General features: G+C 64.9%; 27 protein-coding genes and 1 tRNA gene. 20 read left to right on the forward strand and 8 right to left on the reverse strand.

Features of this window, described 5'->3' with window-relative positions; genetic code table 11:
- The first annotated feature begins 753 nt into the window (after positions 1–753).
- The 4 genes from AB0C28_RS22530 (at position 754) to AB0C28_RS22545 (ending at position 4,212) form a co-directional block, all read left to right on the forward strand.
- Positions 754–1,170 (forward strand): hypothetical protein, encoded by a 417-nt coding sequence (locus AB0C28_RS22530; protein WP_357846123.1) that lies wholly within the window; start codon positions 754–756, stop codon positions 1,168–1,170.
- A gap of 253 nt (positions 1,171–1,423) precedes the next feature.
- The gene (locus tag AB0C28_RS22535) at positions 1,424–3,310 is read left to right on the forward strand and encodes an alginate lyase family protein (RefSeq protein ID WP_358076964.1); all 1,887 of its coding nucleotides are present in this window, start codon (positions 1,424–1,426) and stop codon (positions 3,308–3,310) included.
- Between the two features lie 245 nt (positions 3,311–3,555).
- Positions 3,556–3,831: a hypothetical protein gene (locus AB0C28_RS22540; RefSeq protein ID WP_358076967.1), complete on the forward strand. Its 276-nt coding sequence runs from the start codon at positions 3,556–3,558 to the stop codon at positions 3,829–3,831.
- Between the two features lie 12 nt (positions 3,832–3,843).
- Positions 3,844–4,212 (forward strand): hypothetical protein, encoded by a 369-nt coding sequence (locus tag AB0C28_RS22545; protein WP_358076970.1) that lies wholly within the window; start codon positions 3,844–3,846, stop codon positions 4,210–4,212.
- A 367-nt stretch (positions 4,213–4,579) separates the two neighbouring features.
- Here the strand turns inward: AB0C28_RS22545 and AB0C28_RS22550 are convergent, their stop codons facing one another.
- The gene (locus AB0C28_RS22550; protein ID WP_357846131.1) at positions 4,580–5,125 is read right to left on the reverse strand and encodes a hypothetical protein; all 546 of its coding nucleotides are present in this window, start codon (positions 5,123–5,125) and stop codon (positions 4,580–4,582) included.
- 151 nt (positions 5,126–5,276) lie between these two features.
- On the reverse strand, positions 5,277–6,101 hold the full coding sequence (locus AB0C28_RS22555) for an IS5 family transposase (RefSeq protein ID WP_358077385.1): 825 nt from the start codon (positions 6,099–6,101) through the stop codon (positions 5,277–5,279).
- 1,750 nt (positions 6,102–7,851) lie between these two features.
- Here AB0C28_RS22555 and AB0C28_RS22560 point away from each other — a divergent pair.
- Positions 7,852–7,947, forward strand: a complete 96-nt coding sequence (locus AB0C28_RS22560) for a DUF2000 family protein (RefSeq protein WP_357846650.1) — start codon at positions 7,852–7,854, stop codon at positions 7,945–7,947.
- A gap of 12 nt (positions 7,948–7,959) precedes the next feature.
- On the opposite strand, the gene AB0C28_RS22565 is transcribed toward AB0C28_RS22560, so the two are convergent.
- The gene (locus AB0C28_RS22565) at positions 7,960–8,439 is read right to left on the reverse strand and encodes a hypothetical protein (RefSeq protein ID WP_357846135.1); all 480 of its coding nucleotides are present in this window, start codon (positions 8,437–8,439) and stop codon (positions 7,960–7,962) included.
- Here AB0C28_RS22565 and AB0C28_RS22570 point away from each other — a divergent pair.
- The gene (locus AB0C28_RS22570; protein WP_357846137.1) at positions 8,438–8,734 is read left to right on the forward strand and encodes a hypothetical protein; all 297 of its coding nucleotides are present in this window, start codon (positions 8,438–8,440) and stop codon (positions 8,732–8,734) included. The genes AB0C28_RS22565 and AB0C28_RS22570 overlap by 2 nt on opposite strands.
- A gap of 723 nt (positions 8,735–9,457) precedes the next feature.
- Positions 9,458–9,946, forward strand: coding sequence for a hypothetical protein (locus AB0C28_RS22575; protein ID WP_358076973.1), 489 nt, complete (start codon positions 9,458–9,460; stop codon positions 9,944–9,946).
- Positions 9,947–10,266: 320 nt separating this feature from the next.
- Here the strand turns inward: AB0C28_RS22575 and AB0C28_RS22580 are convergent, their stop codons facing one another.
- Positions 10,267–10,992: a PaeR7I family type II restriction endonuclease gene (locus tag AB0C28_RS22580; protein WP_358076976.1), complete on the reverse strand. Its 726-nt coding sequence runs from the start codon at positions 10,990–10,992 to the stop codon at positions 10,267–10,269.
- A gap of 179 nt (positions 10,993–11,171) precedes the next feature.
- On the opposite strand from AB0C28_RS22580, the gene AB0C28_RS22585 reads away from it, so the two are divergent.
- Positions 11,172–12,857 carry an Eco57I restriction-modification methylase domain-containing protein gene (locus AB0C28_RS22585; RefSeq protein ID WP_358076979.1) on the forward strand — a complete coding sequence of 562 codons (1,686 nt, stop codon included), beginning with the start codon at positions 11,172–11,174 and terminating at the stop codon, positions 12,855–12,857.
- A 6-nt stretch (positions 12,858–12,863) separates the two neighbouring features.
- Here the strand turns inward: AB0C28_RS22585 and AB0C28_RS22590 are convergent, their stop codons facing one another.
- Positions 12,864–14,153: a hypothetical protein gene (locus AB0C28_RS22590; protein ID WP_358076982.1), complete on the reverse strand. Its 1,290-nt coding sequence runs from the start codon at positions 14,151–14,153 to the stop codon at positions 12,864–12,866.
- 346 nt (positions 14,154–14,499) lie between these two features.
- Between AB0C28_RS22590 and AB0C28_RS22595 the strand changes: the two genes are divergently transcribed.
- The gene (locus AB0C28_RS22595; RefSeq protein ID WP_358076986.1) at positions 14,500–14,784 is read left to right on the forward strand and encodes a hypothetical protein; all 285 of its coding nucleotides are present in this window, start codon (positions 14,500–14,502) and stop codon (positions 14,782–14,784) included.
- 292 nt (positions 14,785–15,076) lie between these two features.
- Positions 15,077–15,769: a GntR family transcriptional regulator gene (locus AB0C28_RS22600; RefSeq protein WP_358076989.1), complete on the forward strand. Its 693-nt coding sequence runs from the start codon at positions 15,077–15,079 to the stop codon at positions 15,767–15,769.
- Between the two features lie 13 nt (positions 15,770–15,782).
- On the opposite strand, the gene AB0C28_RS22605 is transcribed toward AB0C28_RS22600, so the two are convergent.
- Positions 15,783–16,202 carry a hypothetical protein gene (locus AB0C28_RS22605; RefSeq protein ID WP_358076992.1) on the reverse strand — a complete coding sequence of 140 codons (420 nt, stop codon included), beginning with the start codon at positions 16,200–16,202 and terminating at the stop codon, positions 15,783–15,785.
- A 165-nt stretch (positions 16,203–16,367) separates the two neighbouring features.
- Between AB0C28_RS22605 and AB0C28_RS22610 the strand changes: the two genes are divergently transcribed.
- The 8 genes from AB0C28_RS22610 to AB0C28_RS22645 all read left to right on the forward strand — a co-directional run bounded on the left by AB0C28_RS22610 (position 16,368) and on the right by AB0C28_RS22645 (position 22,181).
- Positions 16,368–16,793 (forward strand): plasmid replication, integration and excision activator, encoded by a 426-nt coding sequence (locus tag AB0C28_RS22610; RefSeq protein ID WP_358076995.1) that lies wholly within the window; start codon positions 16,368–16,370, stop codon positions 16,791–16,793.
- A complete protein-coding gene (locus AB0C28_RS22615; RefSeq protein ID WP_358076998.1) occupies positions 16,794–17,060 on the forward strand; it encodes a hypothetical protein in 267 nt (88 codons plus the stop codon).
- The gene (locus tag AB0C28_RS22620; protein WP_358077001.1) at positions 17,057–17,371 is read left to right on the forward strand and encodes a hypothetical protein; all 315 of its coding nucleotides are present in this window, start codon (positions 17,057–17,059) and stop codon (positions 17,369–17,371) included. The genes AB0C28_RS22615 and AB0C28_RS22620 overlap by 4 nt, the downstream gene beginning before the upstream one ends.
- A gap of 86 nt (positions 17,372–17,457) precedes the next feature.
- The gene (locus AB0C28_RS22625) at positions 17,458–18,876 is read left to right on the forward strand and encodes an FtsK/SpoIIIE domain-containing protein (RefSeq protein ID WP_358077003.1); all 1,419 of its coding nucleotides are present in this window, start codon (positions 17,458–17,460) and stop codon (positions 18,874–18,876) included.
- Positions 18,873–19,022 carry a hypothetical protein gene (locus tag AB0C28_RS22630; protein ID WP_326634297.1) on the forward strand — a complete coding sequence of 50 codons (150 nt, stop codon included), beginning with the start codon at positions 18,873–18,875 and terminating at the stop codon, positions 19,020–19,022. Before AB0C28_RS22625 ends, AB0C28_RS22630 begins: the two co-directional genes overlap by 4 nt.
- A complete protein-coding gene (locus AB0C28_RS22635; protein ID WP_358077006.1) occupies positions 19,019–20,632 on the forward strand; it encodes a replication initiator in 1,614 nt (537 codons plus the stop codon). The genes AB0C28_RS22630 and AB0C28_RS22635 overlap by 4 nt, the downstream gene beginning before the upstream one ends.
- On the forward strand, positions 20,629–20,820 hold the full coding sequence (locus tag AB0C28_RS22640; protein ID WP_358077010.1) for a helix-turn-helix domain-containing protein: 192 nt from the start codon (positions 20,629–20,631) through the stop codon (positions 20,818–20,820). Before AB0C28_RS22635 ends, AB0C28_RS22640 begins: the two co-directional genes overlap by 4 nt.
- Complete coding sequence (locus AB0C28_RS22645; protein ID WP_358077013.1) at positions 20,817–22,181, forward strand: tyrosine-type recombinase/integrase; 1,365 nt, start codon at positions 20,817–20,819, stop codon at positions 22,179–22,181. Before AB0C28_RS22640 ends, AB0C28_RS22645 begins: the two co-directional genes overlap by 4 nt.
- Before the next feature lie 218 nt (positions 22,182–22,399).
- On the opposite strand, the gene AB0C28_RS22650 is transcribed toward AB0C28_RS22645, so the two are convergent.
- Positions 22,400–22,484, reverse strand: a tRNA-Tyr gene (locus tag AB0C28_RS22650).
- A gap of 557 nt (positions 22,485–23,041) precedes the next feature.
- Here AB0C28_RS22650 and AB0C28_RS22655 point away from each other — a divergent pair.
- Entirely contained in the window at positions 23,042–23,542 is a 501-nt protein-coding gene (locus AB0C28_RS22655) for a YajQ family cyclic di-GMP-binding protein (RefSeq protein WP_357846143.1), read from the forward strand.
- Between the two features lie 266 nt (positions 23,543–23,808).
- Positions 23,809–24,297, forward strand: a complete 489-nt coding sequence (locus AB0C28_RS22660) for an NUDIX domain-containing protein (RefSeq protein ID WP_358077016.1) — start codon at positions 23,809–23,811, stop codon at positions 24,295–24,297.
- Here the strand turns inward: AB0C28_RS22660 and htpX are convergent.
- Positions 24,285–25,136 carry a zinc metalloprotease HtpX gene (htpX, locus tag AB0C28_RS22665; protein ID WP_346101073.1) on the reverse strand — a complete coding sequence of 284 codons (852 nt, stop codon included), beginning with the start codon at positions 25,134–25,136 and terminating at the stop codon, positions 24,285–24,287. The genes AB0C28_RS22660 and htpX overlap by 13 nt on opposite strands.
- Between the last annotated feature and the right edge of the window lie 32 nt (positions 25,137–25,168).

The raw sequence follows: 25,168 nt of genomic DNA on the forward strand, positions 1-25,168 counted from the left end.
ACACGCCTCCCACCTGATCATCCCGGAGCCGGAGAACCCCCACCGGAGGCACATCGCGAGCAGCCAGACCGTTCCATCGGCGGCCGCCCGGCATGGAATCATCGGCATCATGACGATGATCAGAAAGGGCCATGCCGCGTAGGCGCCCTTCCGCGGTTCGCGCACGACGGTTGCCGTGCGGAACCCACAGACCCTCTCTCCATCAAGTCCCCGGCCTCACAGCCCGACCCATGGCCGCGGTCATCACCCTTGAACACACAATCCTGCAACCGGGCGAGGTGGCAGCGACCCTCTTGGCCTGGATCCAGGACGTCATTCCCGGCACTACGACTCAGCTCCCGCCCACGTGCTCGTGCCCTGGATGCTCATGGGAAATCGATCCACGCGGAGACCTTGAGCGGATACTCGCCGCACTCCCCGATTGGGCCAAGCCGTCCCTTTACGGCTTGGTGCTTCCGATCGACAGGAGTTTCATCGCTCGAACGACTCCTGACCCTCGCGCATCACCTGACTGGCCATGGTGGCGACAGCGCCACCGTCGATACTTCGGAGACAACGCCGGCTGACCTGACTGCGGTGCGGTCCTCATGCGGCGGGCTGAGTGCATATGGCAGTGCTGTGGGTCCTTGCGCCGAGAGCGCGGTCGACCGTGTCAAGAACGCGATCGAGCTCTGAGGCTTGATATACCGCAGACATACCGGCGATCCCTAGGGTCCACGTGTCCGTAAGAATCGGCTCTTGGGGGGACCAATGATGAGCAAGCGTACCCGCTGGATCACCGCCGTCGTGAGCGGCCTGGCCGCCGCGGCCGTCGGACTCACCGTCTACGCGCCCGGCGCCCAGGCCGGCAGCGGCCTGGACGACCCGAGCAAGGCGAGCAACGTCAAGACCCGCGACACCGACACCGTCTGGTCGGGGCCGGTGGGCTTGAAGTGCCAGGTGCGCACAGGCACGTACAAGGGCACGACCTATGTCTGGGGCCGTATGACCAAGGGGCGCACCGGCACGTTCAAGTCGCTGAAGAACGGTGTCGGCATGAGCCAGCTGGACGTCAACCTGGGTTCAGGGGAGACGCACTACAGCCGGGGCATGACGTTGCAGAAGGGCTACACCTACGAGGCGTCTTTCTTCGACGGCAAGTACCGCTGCAACGCCAAGTGGACGAACTAGTAGACAGCTCCTGAGCTGGACGGCCGGATTCCGGGATCGTTGTTCGGCGTACGTTGTGATCTTTGTGCCGGGATGCCATGGCCGAGGCGCTCATGAGCTTGGCCCAGGAGTCAGGGCCCGCGAACGTCTGCCACCCGCTGGAAAGGCCCCGCCCCGCGCGCCTTCGTCACCTCTAAGGCCCCTCTGACTCCGACCACCCGAAGCCCCGGCTACGCCGCGCTCCGTCCATCCAACCCCTCCGGAAAGGAATCCCGTGCGTCTCGCTCGTCCTGTTGCCGCCGCCGTGCTCATGGCCGCCGCTCTGGCGGTTCCGCAGCCCGCACAGGCGGCCGGGTTCAAGCACCCCGGTGTCCTGGTCAGCCGTGCCCAGCTCGACTTCGTCAGGGCCAACCTCGACAAAGCGCCTTGGAAGTCAGCCTGGGACGCCCTGCAGAAAAGCTCCTTCGCCTCGCTGTCCTACACGGCCAAGCCCCGCTCCGACGTGAACTGCGGCGGGAATTCCATTCCCGACAACGGCTGCTCGGACGAGCGTAAGGACGCGATGGCGGCCTACACGCATGCCCTGCGGTGGTACCTCAGCAAGGACGCCCGCTACGCCAAGAAGGCGATCCAGATCATGGACGCCTGGTCGGCCGTGATCACCAAGCACACCGGAAGCAACGCGCCGCTGCAGACCGGCTGGGCGGGCGCCAACTTCTCCCGGGCGGCCGAGCTCATCAAGCACACCTACGGCGGCGGCTGGAGCCAGGCCGGCCGGTTCGCGAGCAAGCTTCGCACGGTGTACCTCCCGACCCTGCTCGCCGGACGGCCCGACAACAACGGCAACTGGGAATTGATCATGACCGATGCCGCCATCGGCATCGCCGTACATCTCGATGACCGGACCTCCTTCAACAAGGCGGTCGCAACCTGGTACGGCAGGCTGCCCGCCTACATCTACCTCACCACCGACGGGTCGATTCCCAAAGCTCCGCCGGGCAGCAAGTACAACACCAAGGCCGAGATCATCGAATACTGGCACGACCAGACCAAGTTCGTGGACGGCCTGACTCAGGAGACCTGCCGCGACTTCTGGCACACCGGCTGGGGCCTCGCAGCCATCTCCCATGTGGCGGAGACGGCCCACCACCAGGGCATAGACCTGTATGCAAAGGCCAAACACCGGCTGCGTCGCGCGATGGACCTGCACGCCAAGATACAGCTCAGCGGCTCAGTCCCCAGTTGGCTGTGCGGCGGCAAGGTCAAGGCCGACCTCGGCAACCACTACGAGGTCGGCTACAACGCGCTGCACAACCGACTCGGCTACAACGACTTCCCCTACGCCGCCAAGTGGGTCGAGCGGAAGCGCCCCATGGGGACGTCACACTTCCTGGGCTGGGAAACCCTCACTCATGCGCAGAACCCCGCCTCCTCCTCCAAGGAGACCGCTTCGATTTACGGGGCGTTACCAGACGGGAAGTTGACCTACACCACCATCGACGCCGCCACCGGACAGCGCACGCGCGACGCTGTGGTGTCCACGGCCACTCTGGGTTTCACCCCCAAGGCGATGGCGACGCTGGACTCCAAGACCATCCTGGTCACCGAGAACGGGTCAGAAGGCCGGCTCTACCGGGTCGACATCCAGAGCAACAGTGACAGCCTCACCTTCGATCGGCCGGTCTATCTCGGCGGCGGTTACACCCACGACCTCCTCGCCTACGACGGCAACGGCCACCTGTTCGGCATCACCGGCGGAACTCTGCGCCGCTACACCATCAACGCGGCCAAGCCCACGGTCAGCGATATCAGCGACAACACCAAGATCGGCGACGGTTTCACCCTCAAGGCCCTGACCGCCACCGGCCCCGGCTGGATTCTCGGCACAACGACTGACGGCAGGCTGATCTCTTACCGGATCAACGGCGCCGGCTCCTGGCAGAGGTACCAGCTTCGCGACACCACCTGGCAGGTCTTCGACCATCTCCTGTCGCCCGGCGGGGGCGTGTACTACGGCCACCGGAGCGAGGGCTCCCTCTTCCGCTACGACGACGAGAACCCGTACGACGGCCGGGGCGCCGACCTCCGCGGCCAGGGTGCGATCGACACCACAGGCTGGACGCAAACCCTCCTGTCCGCCCAACCCGCCACTGTCAGCTGACCGAACAACCGACAGCCGCCGGAGAACCCCGGGTATCGTCCGAGGCCCTCCGGCATGGCCCGGCCCTCGATGCCTGACTCCACGGTGGCGGCATTGACGACAACCCGATCGGGGCACGTCGGATCGGTCTGAGGTCACGGCCCGGGAGCCGTACGCGGCAGAGCTGGAAGATCTTTTCGGCAAATCCGCTGCACAAGATCAAGTGGAAGCCGCCCAAGAGCACGGAGACGGTGGACCCTCGCGTCGTGGTGAATCACCGCCAGGCGCAAGAGCTGCTGACCGCGGTGACCTATGTCGGCCGACGTGGCAGAGGCCGGCGGCTCATAGCCCTCTTCGCCTGCACGTACTACGCCGCCCTCCGCCCGGCCGAAGCGGTGGGCCTCCGCGTCCAGGACTGCCACCTACCCACCGAGGGTTGGGGACGGCTGACGATCGACGGGTCCCGCCCCGAGGTCAACACGCAGTGGACCGACACCGGGAACGCTCACGTAGAACGCGGCCTCAAACACCGGGGCAGGTAGGACGTCCGCCCGGTGCCCATCCCTCCCGAACTGGCCAGGATCCTTCGCGAGCACCTCGCCGAGGACGGAACGGGTGAAGACGGCCGGATCTTCCGCAGTGAACGAAGGGGTGTCATCGCCTCAACCGCGTACACAGAGGTGTGGCAGGCCGCTCGGCTCCTGGCCTTCACCCCCGCCCAGGTCGCCTCTCCGCTCGTGAGGCGTCCCTACGATCTCCGGCACGCAGCGGTGTCGCTGTGGCTCTACGCGGGCGTGTCAGCCCCCGACGTGGCCGAACGAGCCGGCCACAGCGTCGATGTCCTCCTGCGGGTCTACGCCAAGTGCATCGACGGCCAACAGGAGATCGCCAACAAGCGGATCGGCAACGCCCTCGCCGCATGACCTACACCCTGACCCCACCCAGAGCCCCGCCCACCACCGGGCTCTCGTTCTTGGCCACGCATTGGCCGCAAATCAGGCGCTGACCAGCGGAAACGCCGCCAAGATCATTGCACGCATATTGGTGAACCAGCAACAAACGAGCCACTCAGCGTGGCATCCGGCTGCATACCCCTGAAATGCAGACGAGGCCCCGTAGGGCCTCTGAGCTGCACTTACTGCCAGTGGCAGGTGCAAGGTTCGAACTTGCGCAGGCTGAGCCGACGGTTTTACAGTCCCGTCGCAATCATGCACTGAGTGCGTGTTTGAGAAGATCGTTCATGTCGGCGTCGCGGCGTAACGAACGGCACGGATGCCTAGCCGCAGCCTTTCACACGCAATCCCATAGGAAGCGGCCCTCCTTTCCATTCGGCGAGACGAAGGCCCAACCTGCCCCCCACCCACTTCGGCTCCAGGTGTAATAGCAAGGCACGACCTCTTCCGAGACCCCATGCTCGGTCAGTCCGTCGACGGGCAGCCAATCCTCCAGCTCTGACGTGAGCTGAACCACCAGCGTCCAGCCCTTTTCCGGATACCGCTCATCGTGTATCCAATCCGGTTCCACCCCAGGGCCACCGAGGAACACTGACGTATCGTGCTCCGCCAAACGGGGCAGATGGTCCACGCACGCCGCAGGCCCCTCGGCCTGCGCCCGTACGGTTACGAAGTCTGGGATACGACCGCCCGGTTGGATCACCACCGCGTTGTCACCGCCCTCGGGTAGCCCGGAGAGATCTTCATCGCCCATGAACACATAAGCCAGGCGGCCGCCGCCGAGCGTGAACTGGCCCAAGAACTGCATGGGTTCGCCGCTGATACGCGAGAATGGCCACTGCGGCTCCTCCAGCCACACCGGCTGCCCGCCGATCTTGGTCACCGGCTCACTTATGGGCCCGTCAGCGGAGACGAACTCAAGGCGGGCGCCAGGCTGGAACATGGATACCTCTTGCGGTTTGCACGGTGGGCAATGAGGACGGGACATGTGCGGGGATGACTGCGTGTTATGCGAATATCGTTTGTGTGGTCCGTCAGCCGCAGATGTAGCGAGGTTGGCGTCGAGCGGGGCCTCCTCGGGTGAGGCGGCGGGCCATGCCAGCGATGGCAGCCCAGCGGATGATCGCCTCGGAGACGGCGGGGATGCGCTCGTAGTCGCGGGCCAAGCGGCGGCAGGCGGTCAGCCACGCCAGCGTCCTCTCTACCACCCACCGGCGGGAGATGACACTGAAGCCGCGCTGATCAGCAGGCTTGCGCACGATCTCCAGGGTGGTGTATGGGGTGTCACGGGCCCAGTCCACCAGCCGTCCCGCGAAGCCCTGGTCGGCGAAGACGTGCCGGATCGGGATGGTCAGGTACGCCGACAGCAGGGCGGTCTTGGCGCCATCGCGGCCCTGCCAGCCAGCCGCCATCACCGCGACCGTGACGAGCGGGCCAGTGGTATCGGTGATGATGAATCGCTTGCGGCCGTTGATCTTCTTGCCCGCATCGTAGCCCCGACCATCACGCCCCACGGTATCGGCGCCTTTGACGCTCTGAGAGTCGATGATGCCGGCCGACGGCTCGTCGTCGCGACCGGCTTGGCGGCGGGCCTTGACGCGCAGTTCGGCCGGCAGCGCCTCGGTGACGCCGGCGGCTTCCCACTGCTGGAAGTACCAGTACACGGTCTGCCAGGGCGGCAGGTCGGTAGGCAGGTACCGCCACGGGCAGCCCGAGCGCACCACGTACAGGATCGCATTGACGATCTCCCGGCGCGGATGCTTCTCCGGGCGCCCGCCGGTGCTCGGCTCGGGAAGTAACGGCTCGATCAGCTCCCACCGCGCATCGGTCAGGTCCGAGGGGTAGCGATTTGGTGGCATCCGGCCACCCTGATGGGCATCCGCACCAGCCGTCACGTCGCCACGCCGGGCATGAATGATCTTCTCAAACAAGCTCTGAGCTGCGGGTCCTCCATGCACTGCAAAAACTTGGCCGCATATTGGCCGCGATCTCCCTGCCATCTGATCCAGGATGCAGCTCACAAGCCCACCAATCGCGCGATGCCAGGGCGCTTGATGTACCTACTCGACGGCGAGGTCCCAGCGACACGATACGAGGATCCGGTCAACTATCCTCCCACCGTCGAGGATATCGCCGCGGCATCGCGATCGGTTACTCGGAGGCGGCCAGGACGACTCGTCCATGAAGCGATCAGAATCAATTCGGTCTCAGGTCCTCGGAATACTCTCCACCTTCACCGTGCGGCCTGTGGAATTGAGGTCATGCAAGGCAAACGGCTACATGATTCCATTCCAATACTGCTCACTGCTGCTACAGCGGCAGCAGTCTCAGCGATGGCCACAGTCATGATGATCCGGAGAAAACCTTGCTCCCCTGAGTCTGCGGCCACGCTGCCGGAAAACAAAAAGGTGATCCAACATACCGAGGCTCCTCCCCAAAAGAAGTTAACCGTAGCTGGCGAACAGTCGGAGCCACCACCTCCGACCAGGCACAGATGGTGCTGGCTGCGTTTGGCGGCGGCAATATCATTACTGGTGGCCACGATCGTAGTAGCCGGCACTGCTGCCCTGATAGGGCAGGAGGATGTGGCGCATTTACCCTGGACGCTGTGGGGGATGGGGATCGCCGTGTTGGCATGCGCGCTCTTGGCCGGCCTATCCGCTTTCGACTCATTGCGCCGCAAGGGGAGGTGCGGCCGGGTACGAAGACCCGGACAGGAGTCACCAGCGGCGGGAGCCGAATCGGCGAAAGGGCTGGTATTCGTTGCGATTTTAATCGCGTTCGTCTTGTGGGCTTTCAGCGAAGAGATCCTCGAGGCGATCGGTGACGCCGTTAATCCTGGTCAGACCGATCGGATCGGCGTTGAATATCTTCTGCCAGGAATCGACGTGCTTCTCATGCTGGCCGTGTTTGCAGCTACCCGACGTGAAGCGCATGCGGGCTGGCCGGTCTTGTGGGGGTGGGCGTGGGTGAGCGTCGGGTGCAGCCTGGCCGTCGACCTTGGCTCGCTAGCGCTCCCGGAAGGAAACCTACTGATCGATCTGGGCACGTCGGTTATCTATAGCGCGATCTTGCTGGTCCTGACAGCGGCCGCGATCGGCGTTAGTCCTCTTGTGGTCATTCCGCGCTCGAGACGCTCGGTAAAAGATAAAGAGCCTGGAGGGAAGGACGAGTGGGAGCGCTTCCGGGTGGCGCTTCCGCTACTGGTGGGAACCTTCGTGGCGTATGTAACGTCGTCGCTATGGACTCAAGAATTCGAACGTAACGGCGTCTACACAGGAGGTGTCGATCAGGAGTACTTCGCCCAGTTGAGCCAAATCGTCCCACTATTGCTGATCGCCGTAGGATTGGAAGCCGGACTTGTTAAGCGCATGCTGCGCGGAGTGGTGGAGCGTGCGGTGGTTCTCGTGACTATGACTATTCTATGCTTGGGCGAGGTGCTCGCGATCTCCGCGCTCACCAAATCGAAGTTGAACGGGTGGCACGAGTACATCGCGTTCATCGGGACGGCCGAGGCATGCTGCGTGGCGCTGGTGGCGCTAGTTTGGGCCCTGGTTGATGCTGCAGCAGACGGGGCACGACGTGGCCGACCGGGCGGCGGTGCGGGCCATGGCGGCAGGGGAGATGGAACTGGTCGGGATCGCCGTGCACGGGGGACGGAACGGCGTGGATAAGGCACTGAAGGGCCTGACGCTCCACCCCTGAGCACGCCCCCGCTTATGACCGGATGGGGATCTGGTAATAGGTACGGGGCGACGTCCACCATTCCCGGTCGGCGAAGCGCCCCGTAATCCGCCCCGCCACGCAGAACATCAGGTGCGCCTCACGGGCGGTGCCGCTCCTCCTGCCGAGTTCCAGCCCCGCCGTGTAGGGCCGGTAGTCGGGAAGCTCCATGTCCCCGCCTTCCTCGTAAGGTGGGGTGACATCACCGAGCCGCTCTCCGTCGTAGTTCAGATACAGCGGCTCAAGCCCTTCCCCCACCTCTCCCGCGTTGTACATCTCGAAGACCCGCCGCTTGCCCAGATCCCGGAGGGCGGGGTGGAACGAGTACATGCCGAAGACGAACAGGTGGGTCCAGCCGGGCGCGTGCGGGCCCATCCAGACGCCCTGGGGGATCGTGTCCCAGCGGGCCATCAGCGTGCGCAGGTCGCACTCCATGCGGGAGGCCGGATCCACCTTGATCTGTTCTGAATCCATGGTTCCTACCTTGCTCGGCCGGGAGTTGCGGGGCCGCATCCTCGTGGATGTCTCCCGCCCAGAGGTCAACGTACGGTGGACCGACACCGGCGACGCCCACGAGGAACGCGGGCTCAAGCACCAGGGCCACGACGATGTCCGCCCGGTGCCCATCCCGCCCAAGCTGGTCCGAATTCTTCGGCAACATATCGAGGAGTTCGGCGGCGCCGAGGATGGCCGGCTGTTCCGCAGCGAGCGTGGTGGAGTCATGACCTCGACGGCCTACACGGAGGTCTGCAAGAGGCCCGGAAGCTGACCCTGACGCCCGCCCAGTTCGCCTCACCCCTCGCTCGTCGTCCATACGACCTGAGGCACGCGGCAGTGTCCCTTTGGTTGAACGTGGGTGTGTCCGCCCCTGATGTAGCCGAGCGAGCCGGGCACGGTGTGGACGTGCTCCTCAGGGTCTATGCCAAGTGCCTCGACGGCCAGCAGGAGATCGCCAACAAGCGGATTGAGGACGCTCTCCCCGAATGATCAACCAGCATCACCCTGAAGGGTCCCGGAACGCCAACGGGGCCCTTCGCCGTTCCCACGCCCGAGCATTCCGCGAATCCTCCGGATCATGGCCTCCGACCAGGGGAAACGCTCCAAGATCCATTCCGGACATATTCCGGGACCTGCGACAACAGGCCGCTCACGGCGACATCCGGCTGCATGACCCCTGAAATGCAGAAGAGGCCCCGTAGGGCCTCTGAGCTGCGCTAACTGCGTGTGGCAGGTGCAAGGTTCGAACTTGCGTAGGCTGAGCCGACGGTTTTACAGCTCGTGACCTGTCGGGCAGCAGAACGGTCTTCCACCAGTGATGCAAGCGTGCCTCTCGGTCGTGTAGGCCGTGATCATTGCACGTATATGGCACGGCGGTCCGGGTGATAATCCCTAACAGGCCCGCTTCCGAGGAGCAGCTACTCAGGGGGTTCGGGCTTACTGGTCCTCGAACCCTACGCACAGCTCAGACGCCGCCCAGACTCCGGAGCATCCTGTGCCTGACGACGTGACAAGTCATAAGTCGCCATACCTGCGACTTCAGGTCGACTACGTCGGTCGTTTGGGGGTCGAGGTCGGCATCTTCGTCGCCGTCGACCACCTGCGACGCAAGAACTTGCTCACACCGGAGGAAGAAGAACTCTACTTCGACATCGACGACTGGTTCCGCGAGCACCTGCCCGAGCCGCCGTTCTATGCCGATGGGAACTCCATCGGCGCGATCACGTGGTTCAAGAGCGCCCCCACGGGCGCGATGCTCGCCCGTCTGGAGCCGTTGCGGGATCTACTGACGGTGCACGGCGTGCGATGCGACCTCGTACGCGCAAGCAACCCCGGCAAACTGATCTACGAGGACGAGTACCAAGTCGGCGTGATCCCCAGGATCAGAAAGCCGGTATCACCACTGCCAGCTGGTGTCACGCTTGGACCGACCACCTCGGGTTCCAAGCGGCACCTTGCCCGCCAGGCACCGGAAACCAGATGAGCCGATGGACTTGCCTCGGCTCGGAAGCGGACCGTAACCACGTTATCCGGTGAGCCGTGCTGAGGAACGAAGCACGGATCGACGATCGCCCCCAGCTGCGTACGGTGGCCCGCCATGCAGAGGCGATCGTGAGGGCTGTATCTGCGCGGCGGCGTGGCAACCCCGGCCGAGGCGTTCGGTCAGTACGGTGGGGCCGGCGTGCGGCGCCCGGCCCGCAGACCCGCGCCGTCCGGGACCGGCCTCCAGGCCGCACGCCCGGACGGCGGGCGGGCGGAGGGCCGGGGGTACGGCGGCGCGCCGCGCCGCCGTCTTGATCCTTGTCAGAACAACTCGGCAGTACGGCCAACAGCAGTTGCATCGTGCTTCGCCGCCTTCGCCCGGCGGTCAGCGAGGAAGGCCTGGACGGTCTCAACCCGTCCGACAAGAGCTGCAGCGAACGCGGCATAGCTTGCCATGCTCAGTGGTTCCTTATGCGTGCGAATGCTATCGATATAGGTCGTCGTCAGGAACCATCCGGCATCGTACACTTCCTTCAACAAGAATCGCCTAATCATCTCCCGATAGCGGTCTTCATACGACATTCCGGGAAAATCCGAATCGACGTCGAACTTTGCGTGCGTTTCACGGTTCTTCTGGGTAGTCTCGTCATCCTCTTGAAGAATGAATACGTAGCCCAACCAAGGAGCGAGCGGCCCAAATGCCGTGTTATACTCCTGTGCAGCTCTCGTATCAGTGGCAGTGCCGAGGGCTTCTTCGAATCTGTTGTTGATGTTTTTGGCTACACTACCTAGTTGTGATTTGAACTCAATTGCGGCGACCAGAACATCCTCGCAGATGACAACTAAGTCCCACTGCTTGCGGGCACGATAGTAGCCGGGCAAATATGGCTTGCCCGCGAAGATGCATTTCGGCGGAATGCCAGCTTTTATGAGCTCTTGCCGCACAAGGTCTTCGAAACCTTTCATGTGAAGATTCGCTTGAACACTCTTCGTGTCGCGATTGGTCCAGAAGACATCAAGCGCCTTGTCGATCTGCTCCGCGTGCACCCGTGGCACTCCCTTCGGCCCTCTCCGTTGGGTTCCGAATGCGATCAAGAGTACCGGTGGGCGTCCATCGATCAAGCCGAAGTGAAACATCGACCGCTTTCGCTACACCTCGTGTCCTTCGGTAACTGTCAGGCACGGCCGCTCGCCATTGATCACTACATCCCCGTAAGGTGGCTTCCGTGAAAGCTCAAACTCTGTTTCCGCAGCTCACCGCGTCAGCTTCCCTAGCACACATACCTGACGAGGCAGTGGAACACGGGGAGGTCTTCACCCGACGCTGGGTGGTCAACACCATCCTTGACCTCGTCGGTTACACGCCAGATCGAGATCTCGCGGCGCAGCGTTTGACCGAGCCGGCCTGTGGAGCTGGGGCCTTCCTAGCCGTCATCGCTGAGCGCGTGAGCCAAGCCTGCCATGAGCATGGGCGGGGCATCCTCGACGCCGCCGACGCAGTCATTGCCTTCGACCTACTGCCAAGAAACGTAGCTAGAGCGCGAGACCTCGTTGAGCATACGCTCCGAGAGACTGGCTGGAAATCTAACGTGTCAAGTAAGGTGGCATCAGCCTGGGTCCGGCGTGGTGACTACCTCCTTGACCAGGCCACGAGTGCGACACGCACGGACTTCGTCGTCGGCAACCCCCCATACATCCGCCTCGAGGACGTGCCCGACGCCCGCATGGACCTCTACCGAACCCTGTATCCCACGATGGTAGGTCGGTCAGACATATACATTGGCTTCTTTGAAGCTGGTCTCCAGTCCCTATCAGAAGGCGGCCATCTCGGCTTTATATGCGCTGACCGCTGGATGCGCAATCAGTACGGCCGAGAACTGCGGAAGTTGGTAGCCAAGAGCTTCGCCCTCGATGTATGTATAACGATGCACGATGTGGACGCCTTTGAGGAGCAGGTAGCTGCGTATCCGGCCATTACGGTCCTGCGACGAGGAGAACAAGGAACCGCTGTCGCGGTAGAGACTTCGCGCAACTTCAACGGTACGGCGGCTCATGAGCTCACAGAATGGATTGGCACAAGGAAGGGCGATGTAAAGCGGGCTGCAACGTATGAGGCTGCACGACTCCCTCACTGGTTTCCGGGCGACGACCTGTGGCCTACCGGATCTCCAGCCCGCTTGGCCCTGCTCGAAGAACTCACGAAGCGATTCGTCCCGCTTGGCAGTAGGGACTCAGAGGTCCGCATCGGGATCGGCATCGCCACCGGCGCCGATCGAGTTTTCATCACCCAGGACGCCGATGCCGTCGAGCCTGAGAGGCTATTGCCCCTTGCCATGGTCCGTGATACTTCGACCGGCCAGCTCAAATGGTCGGGAAACTATCTCATCAATCCGTGGGACGAGAGCGGCCACTTGGCCGACCTCGACACCTTTCCGCGTCTCAAAGAATATTTCCTCCGAAATTCCGCCGCACTAAGGAAACGCTACATCGCCAAAAAGAGTCCAGCTAAGTGGTACAAGACCATCGATAAAGTCGAGACGGGTCTAGCCGAGCGACCGAAGCTACTGTTTCCCGACATGAAGCTTAGTAGCCATCCAGTCCTCGACAGAGGCGGGTACTATCCGCACCACAACCTTTATTTCGCGACGTCAGATGTCTGGGATCTAGAAGTCCTTGGCGGGCTCCTGCTCTCCAAAGTGGCTGAAGCGTTCGTGGATGCTTATGCGGTCAAAATGCGCGGCAGGACATTGCGTTTTCAGGCTCAATATCTGAGGCGCATCCCAGTTCCCCTCTATCGGGATATCACTACAGCTCAACGCGAACGCCTGAGAGAGGCTTTTTTGAACCGAGATGTCTTGGCAGCTACGGAAGCTGCTACGGAAGCATACGGCCTTGAGGAGTGGCCAAGCTGAACAGACTCAATCGAGGAGTTCCGGACGACGATTCGTGAGGGCTCGATGTGCTGCTACGAACCGCTCATGGAACTCCTTGGCAAGCTTCTCCTGCCGATAACGCTGCCGCAGGACTCGATCTAGATCTCCCGCACGATTGACTAGGTCCGTCAGCGAACGCCGATCAATATCGAAGGCAACTATGCCGTGTTCTACAGCGACATCAAGTTCTCCGCGTCGAGCGTTGACTATCCCAAGGTCTATGTGTGCGTCGGCGACGCGCATTGGGGCGTTAGAGGTGCCGTCGGGGCGAGTGTGCATCTGGATGGTTTCGCGGGCGTGTTCCTCAGCGCGGTCATCATCGCCCAGCCATGTGTAGCAGGTGGCGGCGTAGAAGACCCACTTGGCGTGGTCGAAGACGAAGTGGTGGTCGGGGTGGTCAGGCATGGGCAGGGTGTTGAGGACCTCGGCTCCGCGCGTGAGGGCACGGTCGGCTTCGCGGCGGTCGCCGATGCGGGCCAGGCCGCGGGCTTCTTGGAGGGTGAGTTGGACCATGGCGCTGCTGGTGCCGGCGACGGCCTGGCCCATCCGGGCAGCAGTGACGACGTCCTCGAAGCGGCCTTCCACGAGCGCGAACCAGGCTGACATCTCGTGCGCCCACCCCATCAATTCTCCGTGCTCAACTTGGCGGCCCATCTCGAAGGCGGCGCGGCGGGCGGTCTCGGCCTCTTCCCTCTCCCCCAGGTCGTAGTGGACGCAGCCGAGCAGGGCGGTGAGCCAGCCGGTGATGACGAGGAGTTCGCGGTGCTGGGCCAGGGTGAGGCGTCCGGAGAGCAGGCGGTTGATCTGGGCCAGGCGCTTTTGGGTGCGGTCTCGTAGCGTTCCTGCGGGTACGACCGGGTAGGCGCGGCAGAGCAGGTCGACGGCTTCGGCGAGGGCTTCCAGGGTGCCGGTGCCGACGTCGGATGCTTGGAGTTGCTGGGCGAGTTCCATGGTGCCGTACAGCTCGGCCTCGGCTCGGAGGGCGTCGGCGGGAATGACCTGGGCCTCGATGAGGCGGCTGTTGGTCTGTCTGGTCTGGGAGAACCCGAGGGCTTCCGGCTCCAGGCCGGTGAGCTGGGTCAGGGCGAGCCGGTATGGCGTGCGGGGCCAGCGGACTTCGCCGGCCTCCCAGCGGCGGACCCGTTCCTCGTCGCATGCCAGGTGTTCGGCGATGCCTACCGGGGTGGCGTTGATGCGGTCGGCCATCTCCGCGCGGGTGAGGCGATGCTCGTTGCGCCAGGCGCGTAGTCGCACGTTAGGGACGTAGTCGGGCATCTTCGGGTCTTCCTCCCGGCTGGGGGCTCGAAAGGGGAAATGAGGGGGCCGTTCAGGGGTCCTGCTCAGACTCGGTTGCCGGTGGACTTGTCATCAGACAACCACGGTACGTCACGCGGCCTCCCGCCACAGGGAACGCCGGTTGAACGAGGAGATTGGCGACGGTGATCCGGCCAGACGAGATGAGCAAGACGTCGCCGTGCCCCGGCTGCCGGGGACGCGGGATCAAGCTGCGCGACTCGCGCCGTGCGCTCCTCATCGGCGACTGCGACACAGATCAGACCCCTAATGAGGAGCGGGAGTGTCTCGACTGCCTCGGAGACGGCCAGGCCGAAGGGAACGGGAAATGAATTCGATCATGCGGGCGGCGATGGCCGGCTTCCCACCTGTCCAGCAAGAAGGTGATCTGCTCGTCCGGCTGCGCGATGAGCTGACGAAGCTGGGCGTCAATGCCGAGTTGCGCGACAACAACTCCGCGCTCATGGTGCACAAGCGGGAGCCGGGGTTGCCGGTGTGGGTGTTCGTCGGGTTCGGCGGGGCTTACTACTCCTGGCAGAGCGCCGAGCAGCGGCACCCGACCTCCGATCCGGAGGGCGCGGCGAAGCTTCTGGCCGCATCCGCCGCCAGGTGATGACCGGCGCGCCGAGGCATGCGCGGTCCCTGTCGGAGGGGGTAGGGATCGCGGCCGCCGTGCCTCGTCGCGTCACCACCGGCAGGCAGCCTCAGCGGTGGCTCCCGTGGCGTTCTTTCCCCGCCCGGCCGCTATGCTGCCTGCCGGTTCTCATGTACGGCTCCCCGCCTTGGCTCAACTGCGTGGACAGTGCGTGGTTCGCCGGTTACTCTCAAACTTGGTAAAACAACCTGTCGGCTGTTGGACGGTCATGATGTCGCTTGAGTCCGTGCCGCCTAAGTATGCGCAGCTTGTGCAGACTCTTCAGAGGCGCATCGAGGCAGGAGCCTACCCACCGGGCACGCTGCTCCCGAGCGAGAACCAGCTCATCCAGGAGTTCGGCGTCTCCCGTCCCACCGTGGTCGCCGCCCTTCGCGTGCTGCGTGAGCAGGGCTGGATCGAGTCCCAGCAGGGCAAGGGCCGCTTCGTACGCGGCCGACCGGCCATGGCCTCCATCGAGCAGAAGCGGCCCGGACAAGCGTACCTGACCAACCCCGAAGCCGGCACCAGCGGCGAGGTCGTCGAAGTGGGCTCAGTGACCGCCCCTAATCGTGTCGCCACACTGCTCGATCTCCAGCCCAAGAGCAAGGTGTTCGTCCGGCGGCGGCTGATCGTGCGTGAGGGCGAATCGACCGAGCTGGTGTCGCTCTGGCTGCCGCTGGATCTCTCCTCAGGTACGGACCTCACCAGCGATGAGCCGTTGCGGCAGGGGTTCCGGGAGCACCTTCAGGCGCGTAAGGGCGTTCGGTTCGATCACATCGTGGAGCAGATCACCGCGCGCATGCCCACATCTGATGAGGTCAAGCAGCTCGGCATGCCGAAGAACGTCCCGCTCCTGGCCGTGTTCGGCGCCGTCCGTGATGCCTCCGGCCGGCCTCTTGGTGTCGTCGAGGTTCTGCTGCCTGCTGACCGGCACGAACTGGAAGACGCCTACCCGGTCGCCTGACCCGACAGTCCGGCTATGTGCAGCGCCAGTCCCAATCGCTGGGGCTAATGTCGATGACCTCCACGGTGACCTTCCGACCGTCTCCTGGGTCTTCACCGAACCGCAGAGACACCTGCGCTTGTTCGTCGTTGTCGGCCCCGCGGATGCGAGCCTTGTTGTAGTAGGTGCGGATCTCGCCCTGAGACAGGCCGGTCTGCAGCACTCGCCGTACGCGGTACTCGCAGTAGTCGCCGTTCCCTCCCGAGATCTTGCCGAAGGTCGCTCGGGCACTGCCTTCGCTCTGCGTCTTGGGCGGAAGCGGATGAGCAAGGACGCGCTCGCGGAAGTCGTCGAAGCGGGCATCGTCGCGCCACATGGGGATCTGGTACAGCAGGAAAAGCCCGATCAGCGGGACGATCACCACCACGGATAAGCAGCCCCACAAGATTCGCACCAGATCCTCCTTATATGTCGGGCCATCGGCTTGGGTGCCTGTCTATCGCAGTGGTGACACGCACGTCACCTCTCACCTAGTCACTTGACCTAGCAAGCTACGGAGAGTTATCTTCCGACTACTTGGTAGGTCGAGTGCCTGTCATCCAAGAGAGGAACCGTAGTTATGGCTCTGCAAGGCCCCATCCCTGTCACCTTCGCCATGGTTTTCCCGCACGGCTGCTACATCGTCGGCGAGGTCGAGCCCGTCAAGGACTTCGACGCCTCGACGAACGGCCGGTTCGTGCAGGCCCGCGATAAGCAGACCGCTGAGTTGGTCTGGCAGGTCGCGGTCATGGACGGTGACCCGACCCTCAAGCCCGCCCAAAAGACCGTGGCGGTCAAGATCCTCGCGCCGGTCCAGCCGGTGCCGCCGCAGCCCATGCCGGGGCTGCCGTTCACGCCGGTCGAGTTCGACGGCATGTCCGTCACCCCGTACGTCAACGCGGCCGGACGGCTCGCGTACTCGATCAAGGTGCGGGAGATGCACGCACCTCGCCAGCTCAACCAGCCCGCTCAGAGCAAGGCTTCGGCCGGAAAGGAAGCCGCCTAAATGACCCGACGCCGTACGCCACGTAACAGCGTGATCCGGCTGACCACCGGGCACGCCGCCCACACGCTCAACCACCCCTTCCCGCGCCGTCAGCCCGTCCTGGCGCTCGACTTCGGCACCACCTCCGTCCTGGTCACCACCCACGGGGCCGTCACGAAGGAGGACCTGGAGTTCGCGCGCCAGCTCGCCCGCGAAGCATCGCGCTTCGCCCGCTCGCTGGAACGCAGCTTCTACGGCCTCCCGGACGGGCGAGGGGTGGCGGCATGAGCGAGCACCGGCCCTACACCTACGTCACCTTGTCCATGCAGCCCGACTCCGCGCCGCACGTCGGCGTCTCCTTCCACACCGCGCGCCTGAAGGTGCGTTCCGGGCTCCTGCTCAGCAACCCGCGCCCCTACCTGGACTTCGCCTCGCACGAGGCGAACGTGCACATCTCCACCACCGGGGCCGGACCGGTCACCGACGACGACCTGACCATCGCCCGCGAGATCTTCAGCGCGACTGCTCGCTACCTGGCCGACTGCGAGCAGCTACACGCCGAACAGGCCACTAAGGACGCCGGCGACACGGCGGCCTGACAGATAAGGCGGGGCCGCTGGAAGCGGCAACTTCCGGCGGCCCCTCAGTTCTCCCCTGACTCCACATCACGAGAGGTACCCAGCTTATGTTCAAGCGGCTGCCTGGCGACGAGGCGCGCAACCTCGTCTCCACCACGCCCGACACGGCCGTCGTCTTCCGACCGGCCGTGCTCAAGACACCCGCCATCATCACCTTCCTGGTCTACGGCTGGCGCTTCCTGTCAGCCCTCGTCCGCACAACCTGGCGGCATCCGGTCGCCGTCGCCGTTTCCGTCGTCCTCAGTGGCATCTGGTACTGGTACGGCTGGCCCGCTGCCGCATCCACGCTCGGCCTCGTCGTGCTGTCCATGCTCGCCTGGGCCTGCACCGACGGCGACTCCTTCGCCCGTCTCGTCGGCTGGCGGCTGCTGGCCTGGTGGCGGCTCATGTCGGTCTACCGCCGCCACTGGCACGGCGTCATGGACGTCTCCGGCCTCGCCAAGCGCGTCAACGGCCACGTCTACATGCCCCGCCTGCTCCGCGTCACCTGCGACGGCTGGGCCGACCGCATCACCGTCCGAATGCTCGGCGGACAGGCGGTCAAGGACTGGTCCGACCGCATCGACAACCTCACCCAAGGCTTCGGCGCCACCTCCTGCCGCGTCGCGCTCATCAAGGGCGGCCGACTGCTGCTGACCTTCCCACGAAGCGATCCACTGGCTGCACCGATGCCCGCCCTGCCCATCCCGGACGAACCATCGGTCGGACCGATCGAGATCGGCAAGCAAGAAGACGGCCGACCACTCCGGCTCAAAGTCCACGGCACCCACATCCTGATCGCGGGCGCGACCGGGGCCGGCAAAGGCTCGTTCCTGTGGGACACCATCCGCGGCTTGCTCCCCGCCATGCGCGCGGGCCTGGCCGAAGTCTGGGCGCTCGACCCGAAGCTCATGGAGCTGTCCTACGGACGTGAACTGTTCCAAGGCCGCTACGCCGCCGACCCGGCCGACTGCGCCGACCTGCTCGACGAGGCGGTCAGCGTCATGCAGAAGCGGGCCGCCCGATTCGCCGGCCTCCAGCGCTCCCACGTGCCGACCATCGAGGACCCGTTCGTCCTGGTGCTCGTGGACGAGGTGGCGTTCCTGACCGCCTACCAACCCGACCGGCAACTCCGGCAGCGCATCTCCGCCGCCCTGGCCACCCTCGCCACCCAAGGCCGCTCGGTCGGCGTCGGCGTCATGGCCGCCCTCCAGGACCCACGCAAGGAGGTCATGAACATCCGCAACCTGTTCCCCGACAAGATCGCGCTGCGGCTCGACGAATCCGAGCAAGTGGACATGGTGCTCGGCGACGGCGCACGCGACCGGGGCGCCCTGGCCGACTACATCTCACCCGTCCCGGAACTGGGCGCGGGCGTCGCATACATGCGCCTGGAGACCTCACCCGAACCGATCCGGGTCCGCGCCGCCTACGTCTCCGACACCGACATCCGCGCCATGGTCGCCTACTACGGGCAGGCCGCATGACTCACCTGCTCCATGGCCTGCGCTGCGCCACCTGTCTCGCCTTGAACGTTCTCTGGCTCGACCCCGTCCGCGGCCTGGTCGAGTGCTCCGAGTGCGGCCAGACCGCGCTCATCGTCACCGACCCCGACGAAGGGAGGACCGCATGACCCATCCGCACGACCGCGCCCTCCCCCGGGCCGTCCGACAGGCCATGCCGATGGCCCGCGACGTGCTCGTAGAGGTCGCCAAGCAACACGGCGTCTGCATCCGCCCCATCCCGCTCAAGCGCCTCGACGTCGTCACGGGCAAGTCCGAGATCATCGATGTACCGTGCGGGGCCACCCTCGACAGCAAGTGCCCGCCTTGCGCAAAGCGCAACAAGCAGCTCCGCAAGGCCCAGTGCCGCGAAGGTTGGCACCTCGACGCCGAACCCACCATCACACCCGACGAGGCCAACGACGAACAGCGCTGGCTCGTGGAGTTCCGCGCCGACTACCAAGCCCAGCGCGATGCCGCCGAAAAGGCCGGCGACGACACCACCGAACTCGACGCGATCCTCACCGGCCTGGACGAGGAGATCAACGCCGCAGGAATGCGCGGCAACGTCCTGGGCCGTACGACGTCCAAGCGCTCCCGCTCCACCCGGCGACGGCAGGACGCGCCCGACCTGCCCAAGCGCAAGATGACCCACACCACCCTGGGACGCACCTTCCATGCGCCGGACGGCAAGACCTACCGGCCGTCCCTGTTCGTCACGCTCACCTTGCCCTCGTACGGCAAGGTTCGCGACGGCGCACCCATCGACCCCGACACCTACGACTACCGGCGCGCCGCACGGGACGCGCTGCACTTCTCCAAGCTGGTCGATCGCTTCGTGCAGAACCTGCGCCGCGTCGCGGGCTATGACGTGCAGTACTTCGCCTCCGTGGAGCCCCAGAAGCGGCTCGCCCCGCACCTGCACATGGCCATCCGTGGAACGCTCCCACGAGCCGAGATCAAGCAGATAGCCGCCGCCACCTACCACCAGGTCTGGTGGCCCCAAGCCGACGAAGTCGTCTTCGACGGCGACCACATGCCCATCTGGCAGGACGACACCGGCTACCTCAACCCGGCCACCGGCGAAGTCCTGCCCACCTGGGACGAAGCCCTAGGCGCACTCGACGATGACGCCGAACCGCTCCACGTCATCCGCTTCGGCGAACAAGTCGATGTCCAAGGCGTGCTCGCGGGCACTCCGGACGCCGACCAGTGCATCCGCTACCTGTCCAAGTACCTCACCAAGTCCATCGGCGACGCCCTCGACGGCGGCCAGGCCCAGCAACAGCACGCCACCCGCATGCTCGATGCGCTCCGCTACGAACCCTGCTCGCCCACCTGCCCGAACTGGCTGCGCTACGGCATCCAGCCCAAGGACGCCAAACCCGGCATGCAACCCGGCCGCTGCCGTGGCAAGGCCCACAAGCCCGACCACCTCGGCTACGCGGGCCGTCGCATCCTGGTCTCCCGAAAGTGGTCCAACAAGACCCTCGCCGAGCACAAACAGGACCGCCGCACCTGGGTCCTGGAAGCCCTCGGCCAGGCCGACGAACCCACCGACCCACACCGCTACGTCTGGCGCCCCGTCCCGGCCGGGGACGCCAACGTGCCGCCCCTCGCCGTCCGAATCCTCCGGTCCGTCCACGAACGCCAACGCTGGCGAGCCCACCTCCGCGAACTGGAGGCCAGAGCAGACGGCCAAGAACTTTCGGCAACCCAGGACGTGGGGAGGGCCGCATGACGGCACGAGACGAGCTGCTGACCGTCCGACAGGTCCTCGACGAACTCGGCGGCGTCTCCCGCCGGACCTTCTACCGCTGGCGTGAGGTCGGCAAGGCACCGGAGGGCATTCGCCTGCCCAACGGCGAACTCCGCATCTACCGCAGCGACCTCAACGCCTGGCTCGAATCCCTCCGGAGCGCCGCATGACGACCTCGTACGACGTGAAGTTCTTCGAGATCACCCGCAACAAGTCCAGCAAGACACCCTCGTACGTCGTCCGCTGGTCCGTCAGCCGCAAGCGCTCCTCGAAGACCTACCGCACCAAAGCCCTCGCCGAGAGCTTCCTGTCCGACCTACGCCAGGCCGCCAAGCGCGGTGAAGCCTTCGACGTGGACTCCGGGCTACCGATGTCCATGATCAAGGCCAAGGACGCTCGGAGCGTCCTGGAGTTCGCCCAGGCGTTCATAGAAATGAAGTGGCCACATGCGGCGGCCAAGAGCCGGGACAGCATGTCCGATGCCCTGGCGACGGTCCTGCCCGCCCTGACCAAGGACCGAGCGGGCCGCCCGGACGCCCGCGAACTGCGCACAGTCCTCCGTAAGCTCCTCCTCCTGCCCGAGGACAAGCGCCCGACTGTGCCGCAGCAGCACACCGCCGCCGTGGCCTGGATGAAGGCGGCCTCGCTCGACCTGGCCAGCCTGGAGGATGCCAAGACCGTACGGCTCTCCCTACACGCCCTGACGCTGTGCCTCGACGGCAAGGCGGCAGCCTCCACGACGATCGCCCGCAAGCGTGCCGTCTTCCACGCCCTCCTGGAGTACGCGGTAGAGCTGGAAGAACTTTCGGCAAATCCGCTGCACAAGATCAAGTGGAAGCCGCCCAAGACCACGGAGACGGTCGACCCTCGCGTCGTGGTGAACCCGCGCCAGGCGCAAGAGCTGCTGACCGCGGTGACCTACGTGGGCCGACGCGGCAGAGGCCGGCGACTCATGGCCCTCTTCGCCTGCATGTACTACGCCGCCCTCCGCCCGGCTGAAGCGGTGGGCCTTCGTGTCCAGGACTGCCACCTACCCGCCTCAGGCTGGGGACGGCTGACGATCGACGTGTCTCGACCCGAGGTCAACACGCAGTGGACCGACACCGGGGACGCACACGAGGAACGCGGCCTCAAGCACAGGGGCAGACAAGACGTCCGACCGGTGCCCGTCCCTCCCGAATTGGTCAAGATCCTCCGCGACCACATCGCCGAGTACGGAACGGCCAAGGACGGCCGGATTTTCCGCAGCGAGCGAGGCGGCGTCGTCGCCTCCACGGCGTACACGGAAGTGTGGCAGGCCGCTCGGCTCCTGGCCTTCGCGCCCGCCCAGGTCGCCTCTCCGCTCGCCAAGCGTCCATATGATCTCCGGCACGCGGCGGTGTCCCTCTGGCTCAACGCGGGCGTGTCAGCCCCGGATGTGGCCGAACGAGCGGGTCACAGCGTCGATGTCCTCCTGAGGGTCTACGCCAAGTGCATCGACGGCCAACAGGAGATCGCCAACAAGCGGATCGGCGACGCCCTCGCCGCATGACCCACACCTCAACTCCGCCCAGAGCCCCGGCCACCACCGGGGCTCTTGTTCTTGGCCGCGTATTGGCCGGAACCAAGGCTCGACCTGCGAAAACGCACTCAAGATCATTGCACGCATATTGGTGGACCAGCGACAACAGGCCGCTCAGAGCGGCATCCGGCTGCATACCCCTGAAACGCAGAAGAGGCCCCGTAGGGCCTCTGACCTGCAGCTACTGCTGGTGGCAGGTGCAAGGTTCGAACTTGCGTAGGCTGAGCCGACGGTTTTACAGACCGCTCCCTTTGGCCACTCGGGCAACCTGCCGTGCCATCCGCTCTCGCGGCGACAGACAGAAGAATAGCGGACTTCGGGGGTGCACGTGACACCGGTTTGTCCCGAGCCGGATCCTGATCGCTTCGTGTCTTGAGGAGGTAGGGGGTGGAGCGGCCTCTCGCGGCCTTTGTCCCATGAGGTGATCCGCTTGGGGGGCCGAGGCTGATCCCCAGGTTCCGATGGGCCGGGAGCTGGTCGTGAGGGTCTGGAGCAGGGGATTCGATGTGGTTGGTGAGAGGGCTGCGGGCGTGTTGGTGGGTGAGGGGGGTGGGTGTGTCGGCGGAGGTGGTATGCGCCGGCAGGTGCTGTGCGGGTGTGGATGGCGTCGCGTTGCTTGACGGGGTGGCCGGGAGGGGTGTGAGGGCGGGGGTGTTGTGGGTGTGAGGGGCGTGAATGGGGGGTTGAGGGTGGGGCAAAACGGGGTGAAACGGGGGCGGGGAGGGTGTGGGGTGGGTTGGGGGCCTGCACTGGAGGGCGATGCTGGCTAGGCTCGTTCGCTGGGTCCGGAGCGTTTCGGGGCTGGGCCTGAATTCATCGCAGCTGAGAGGATGTGTACTTTGGCCGATTCATCGTTCGACATCGTCAGCAAGATCGACCGCCAGGAGGTCGACAACGCTCTCAACCAGACGGTCAAGGAGCTCGGGCACCGGTTCGACTTCAAGGGCACCGGGGCGAGTATCGAGTGGTCCGGGCAGAACAACATCGAGATCAAGGCGAACAGTGAGGAGCGGGCTAACGCCGCGCTCGACGTGTTCAAGGACAAGGTGGTCAAGCGGGGTCTTTCGCTTAAGACGCTCGATGCGGGCGAGCCCAAGCTTTCGGGGAAGGAATACCGCATGGCGGTCGCCCTGAAGGAGGGGATCGATCAGGAGCATGCGAAGAAGATCTCCAAGATGATCCGCGATGAGGGGCCGAAGGGGGTCAAGGCTCAGATTCAGGGCGAGGAGCTTCGGGTGAGCTCCAAGAAGAAGGACGATCTGCAGGACGTCATCACGCTGTTGAAGGGCAAGGACCTGGACATCGCCCTCCAGTTCGTGAACTACCGCTAGCCAGCCAGGGCATGCTGTACGGCTCCGAAGTAGCACGAGCGTCGCGGAGAGCGGAGCGCATCCGGGGCACGGGGAGCGAAGAGGGCTTCGTCGTTATATGCCGGTATATGCCGGTGTATATCGGTGTAGATGTGTGGCGGGCTTCTTCTCTCTACCTCCCCTGTGTCCCGGGGCTGTCGTCCTCTCCCATGCCGCGGGCTTCCGGGTGATGTTCGAAGGGCCGTAATGCTGTTTTTGGGTTTGTTTCGATCGTATGCTCGGGAAACGTGACGAAGATCCCTCTGCGCCGGTTCACAGCACGTGTGCTGCCCGTTGACGGACACGACCGCGTACTGCTGCTGCACGGCCTCGATCCGGCCCAGCCCGAACGGCGGTTCTGGTTCACGATCGGGGGCGCCGTGGAAGGCGATGAGACGCCTCAGGAGGCCGCGGCGCGGGAACTGTATGAGGAGGTCGGAATTCGGGCCTCCGTGGAGGAGTTCAGCGGGCCGCATGCCGAGGCGCTGGTCGAGTTCGAGTGGAGTGAGTACGCCTTCACCCAGGATCAGGTCTTCTTCGCGATTCGGGTGAATGGTGGGGCGGAGGCCGTGTCGTTCGATCATATGGAGCAGATCGAGAAGGATACGACGATCGGGTATCGGTGGTGGAGTGTCGCTGAGCTGGAGGCCACCGAGGAGGTCGTTCATCCGGAGGATCTGCCGGTGATTTTGAAAAGGGTCGCGGCGGCCGACGGCGGTGGCGATCAGCGGCGGTAGCCGGCCATTCGCTCCAGGCGGGCGACTCGCTCCGAGGTGGGCGGGTGGGTGGAGAAGAGGCGGGCGAGACCGGAGCCGCTGAACGGGTTGGCGATCATCATGTGGGCGGCCGAGGTCAGGCGGCTGTTCTCCGGGAGCGGGAGGCGGCGGGCGCCCATCTCGATCTTGCGGAGGGCGGAGGCCAGCGCGAGCGGGTCACCCGTGAGTCTGGCGCCCGATTCGTCGGCCTGGAACTCTCTCGTGCGGGTGATGGCCATCTGCACCATGGTGGCCGCCACGGGGCCGAGGAGCATCATCAGCAGGGCGCCCACGAAGCCGGGGCCCTCGTCGTCGTCGGAGCCGCCGAAGAAGACGGCCACGTAGCTGAGCCAGGTGATCATCGTGGCCAGCGCGCCGGCGACGGAGGAGATGAGGATGTCGCGGTTGTAGACGTGGGACAGCTCGTGGCCGATCACGCCGCGCAGCTCGGCCTCGTCGAGCAGTTTCGTCAGTCCGTACGTGACGCACACCGCAGCTCGGCGGGGACTTCTGCCGGTCGCGAACGCGTTCGGCTGCACCGTCGGCGAGATGTAGAGGCGCGGCATCGGCTGGCGGGCCTCCGTGGAGAGCTCGCGGACGATGCGGTAGAGGGTGGGCTGTTCGACCTCGCTGACCGGCCTGGCACGCATGGCCGACAGGGCGATGCGGTCGGAGAAGAAGTAGGCGACACCGTTGCTCACCAGGGCGAGAACGAACGCGAACTGCGCGCCGGTGCCGCCGCCCAACCACGCGCCCACCGCGACAATCAACGCCGACAGCCCGCCGAGCAGAACGGCGGTGCGCAGGCCGTTGTGGTGCAAGGTTCCCCCCTTCGTGGTTCGGGTCCATACGT

It is taken from the genome of Nonomuraea sp. NPDC048892 (assembly GCF_040649735.1).
Classification (GTDB): Bacteria; Actinomycetota; Actinomycetes; order Streptosporangiales; family Streptosporangiaceae; genus Nonomuraea; species Nonomuraea maheshkhaliensis.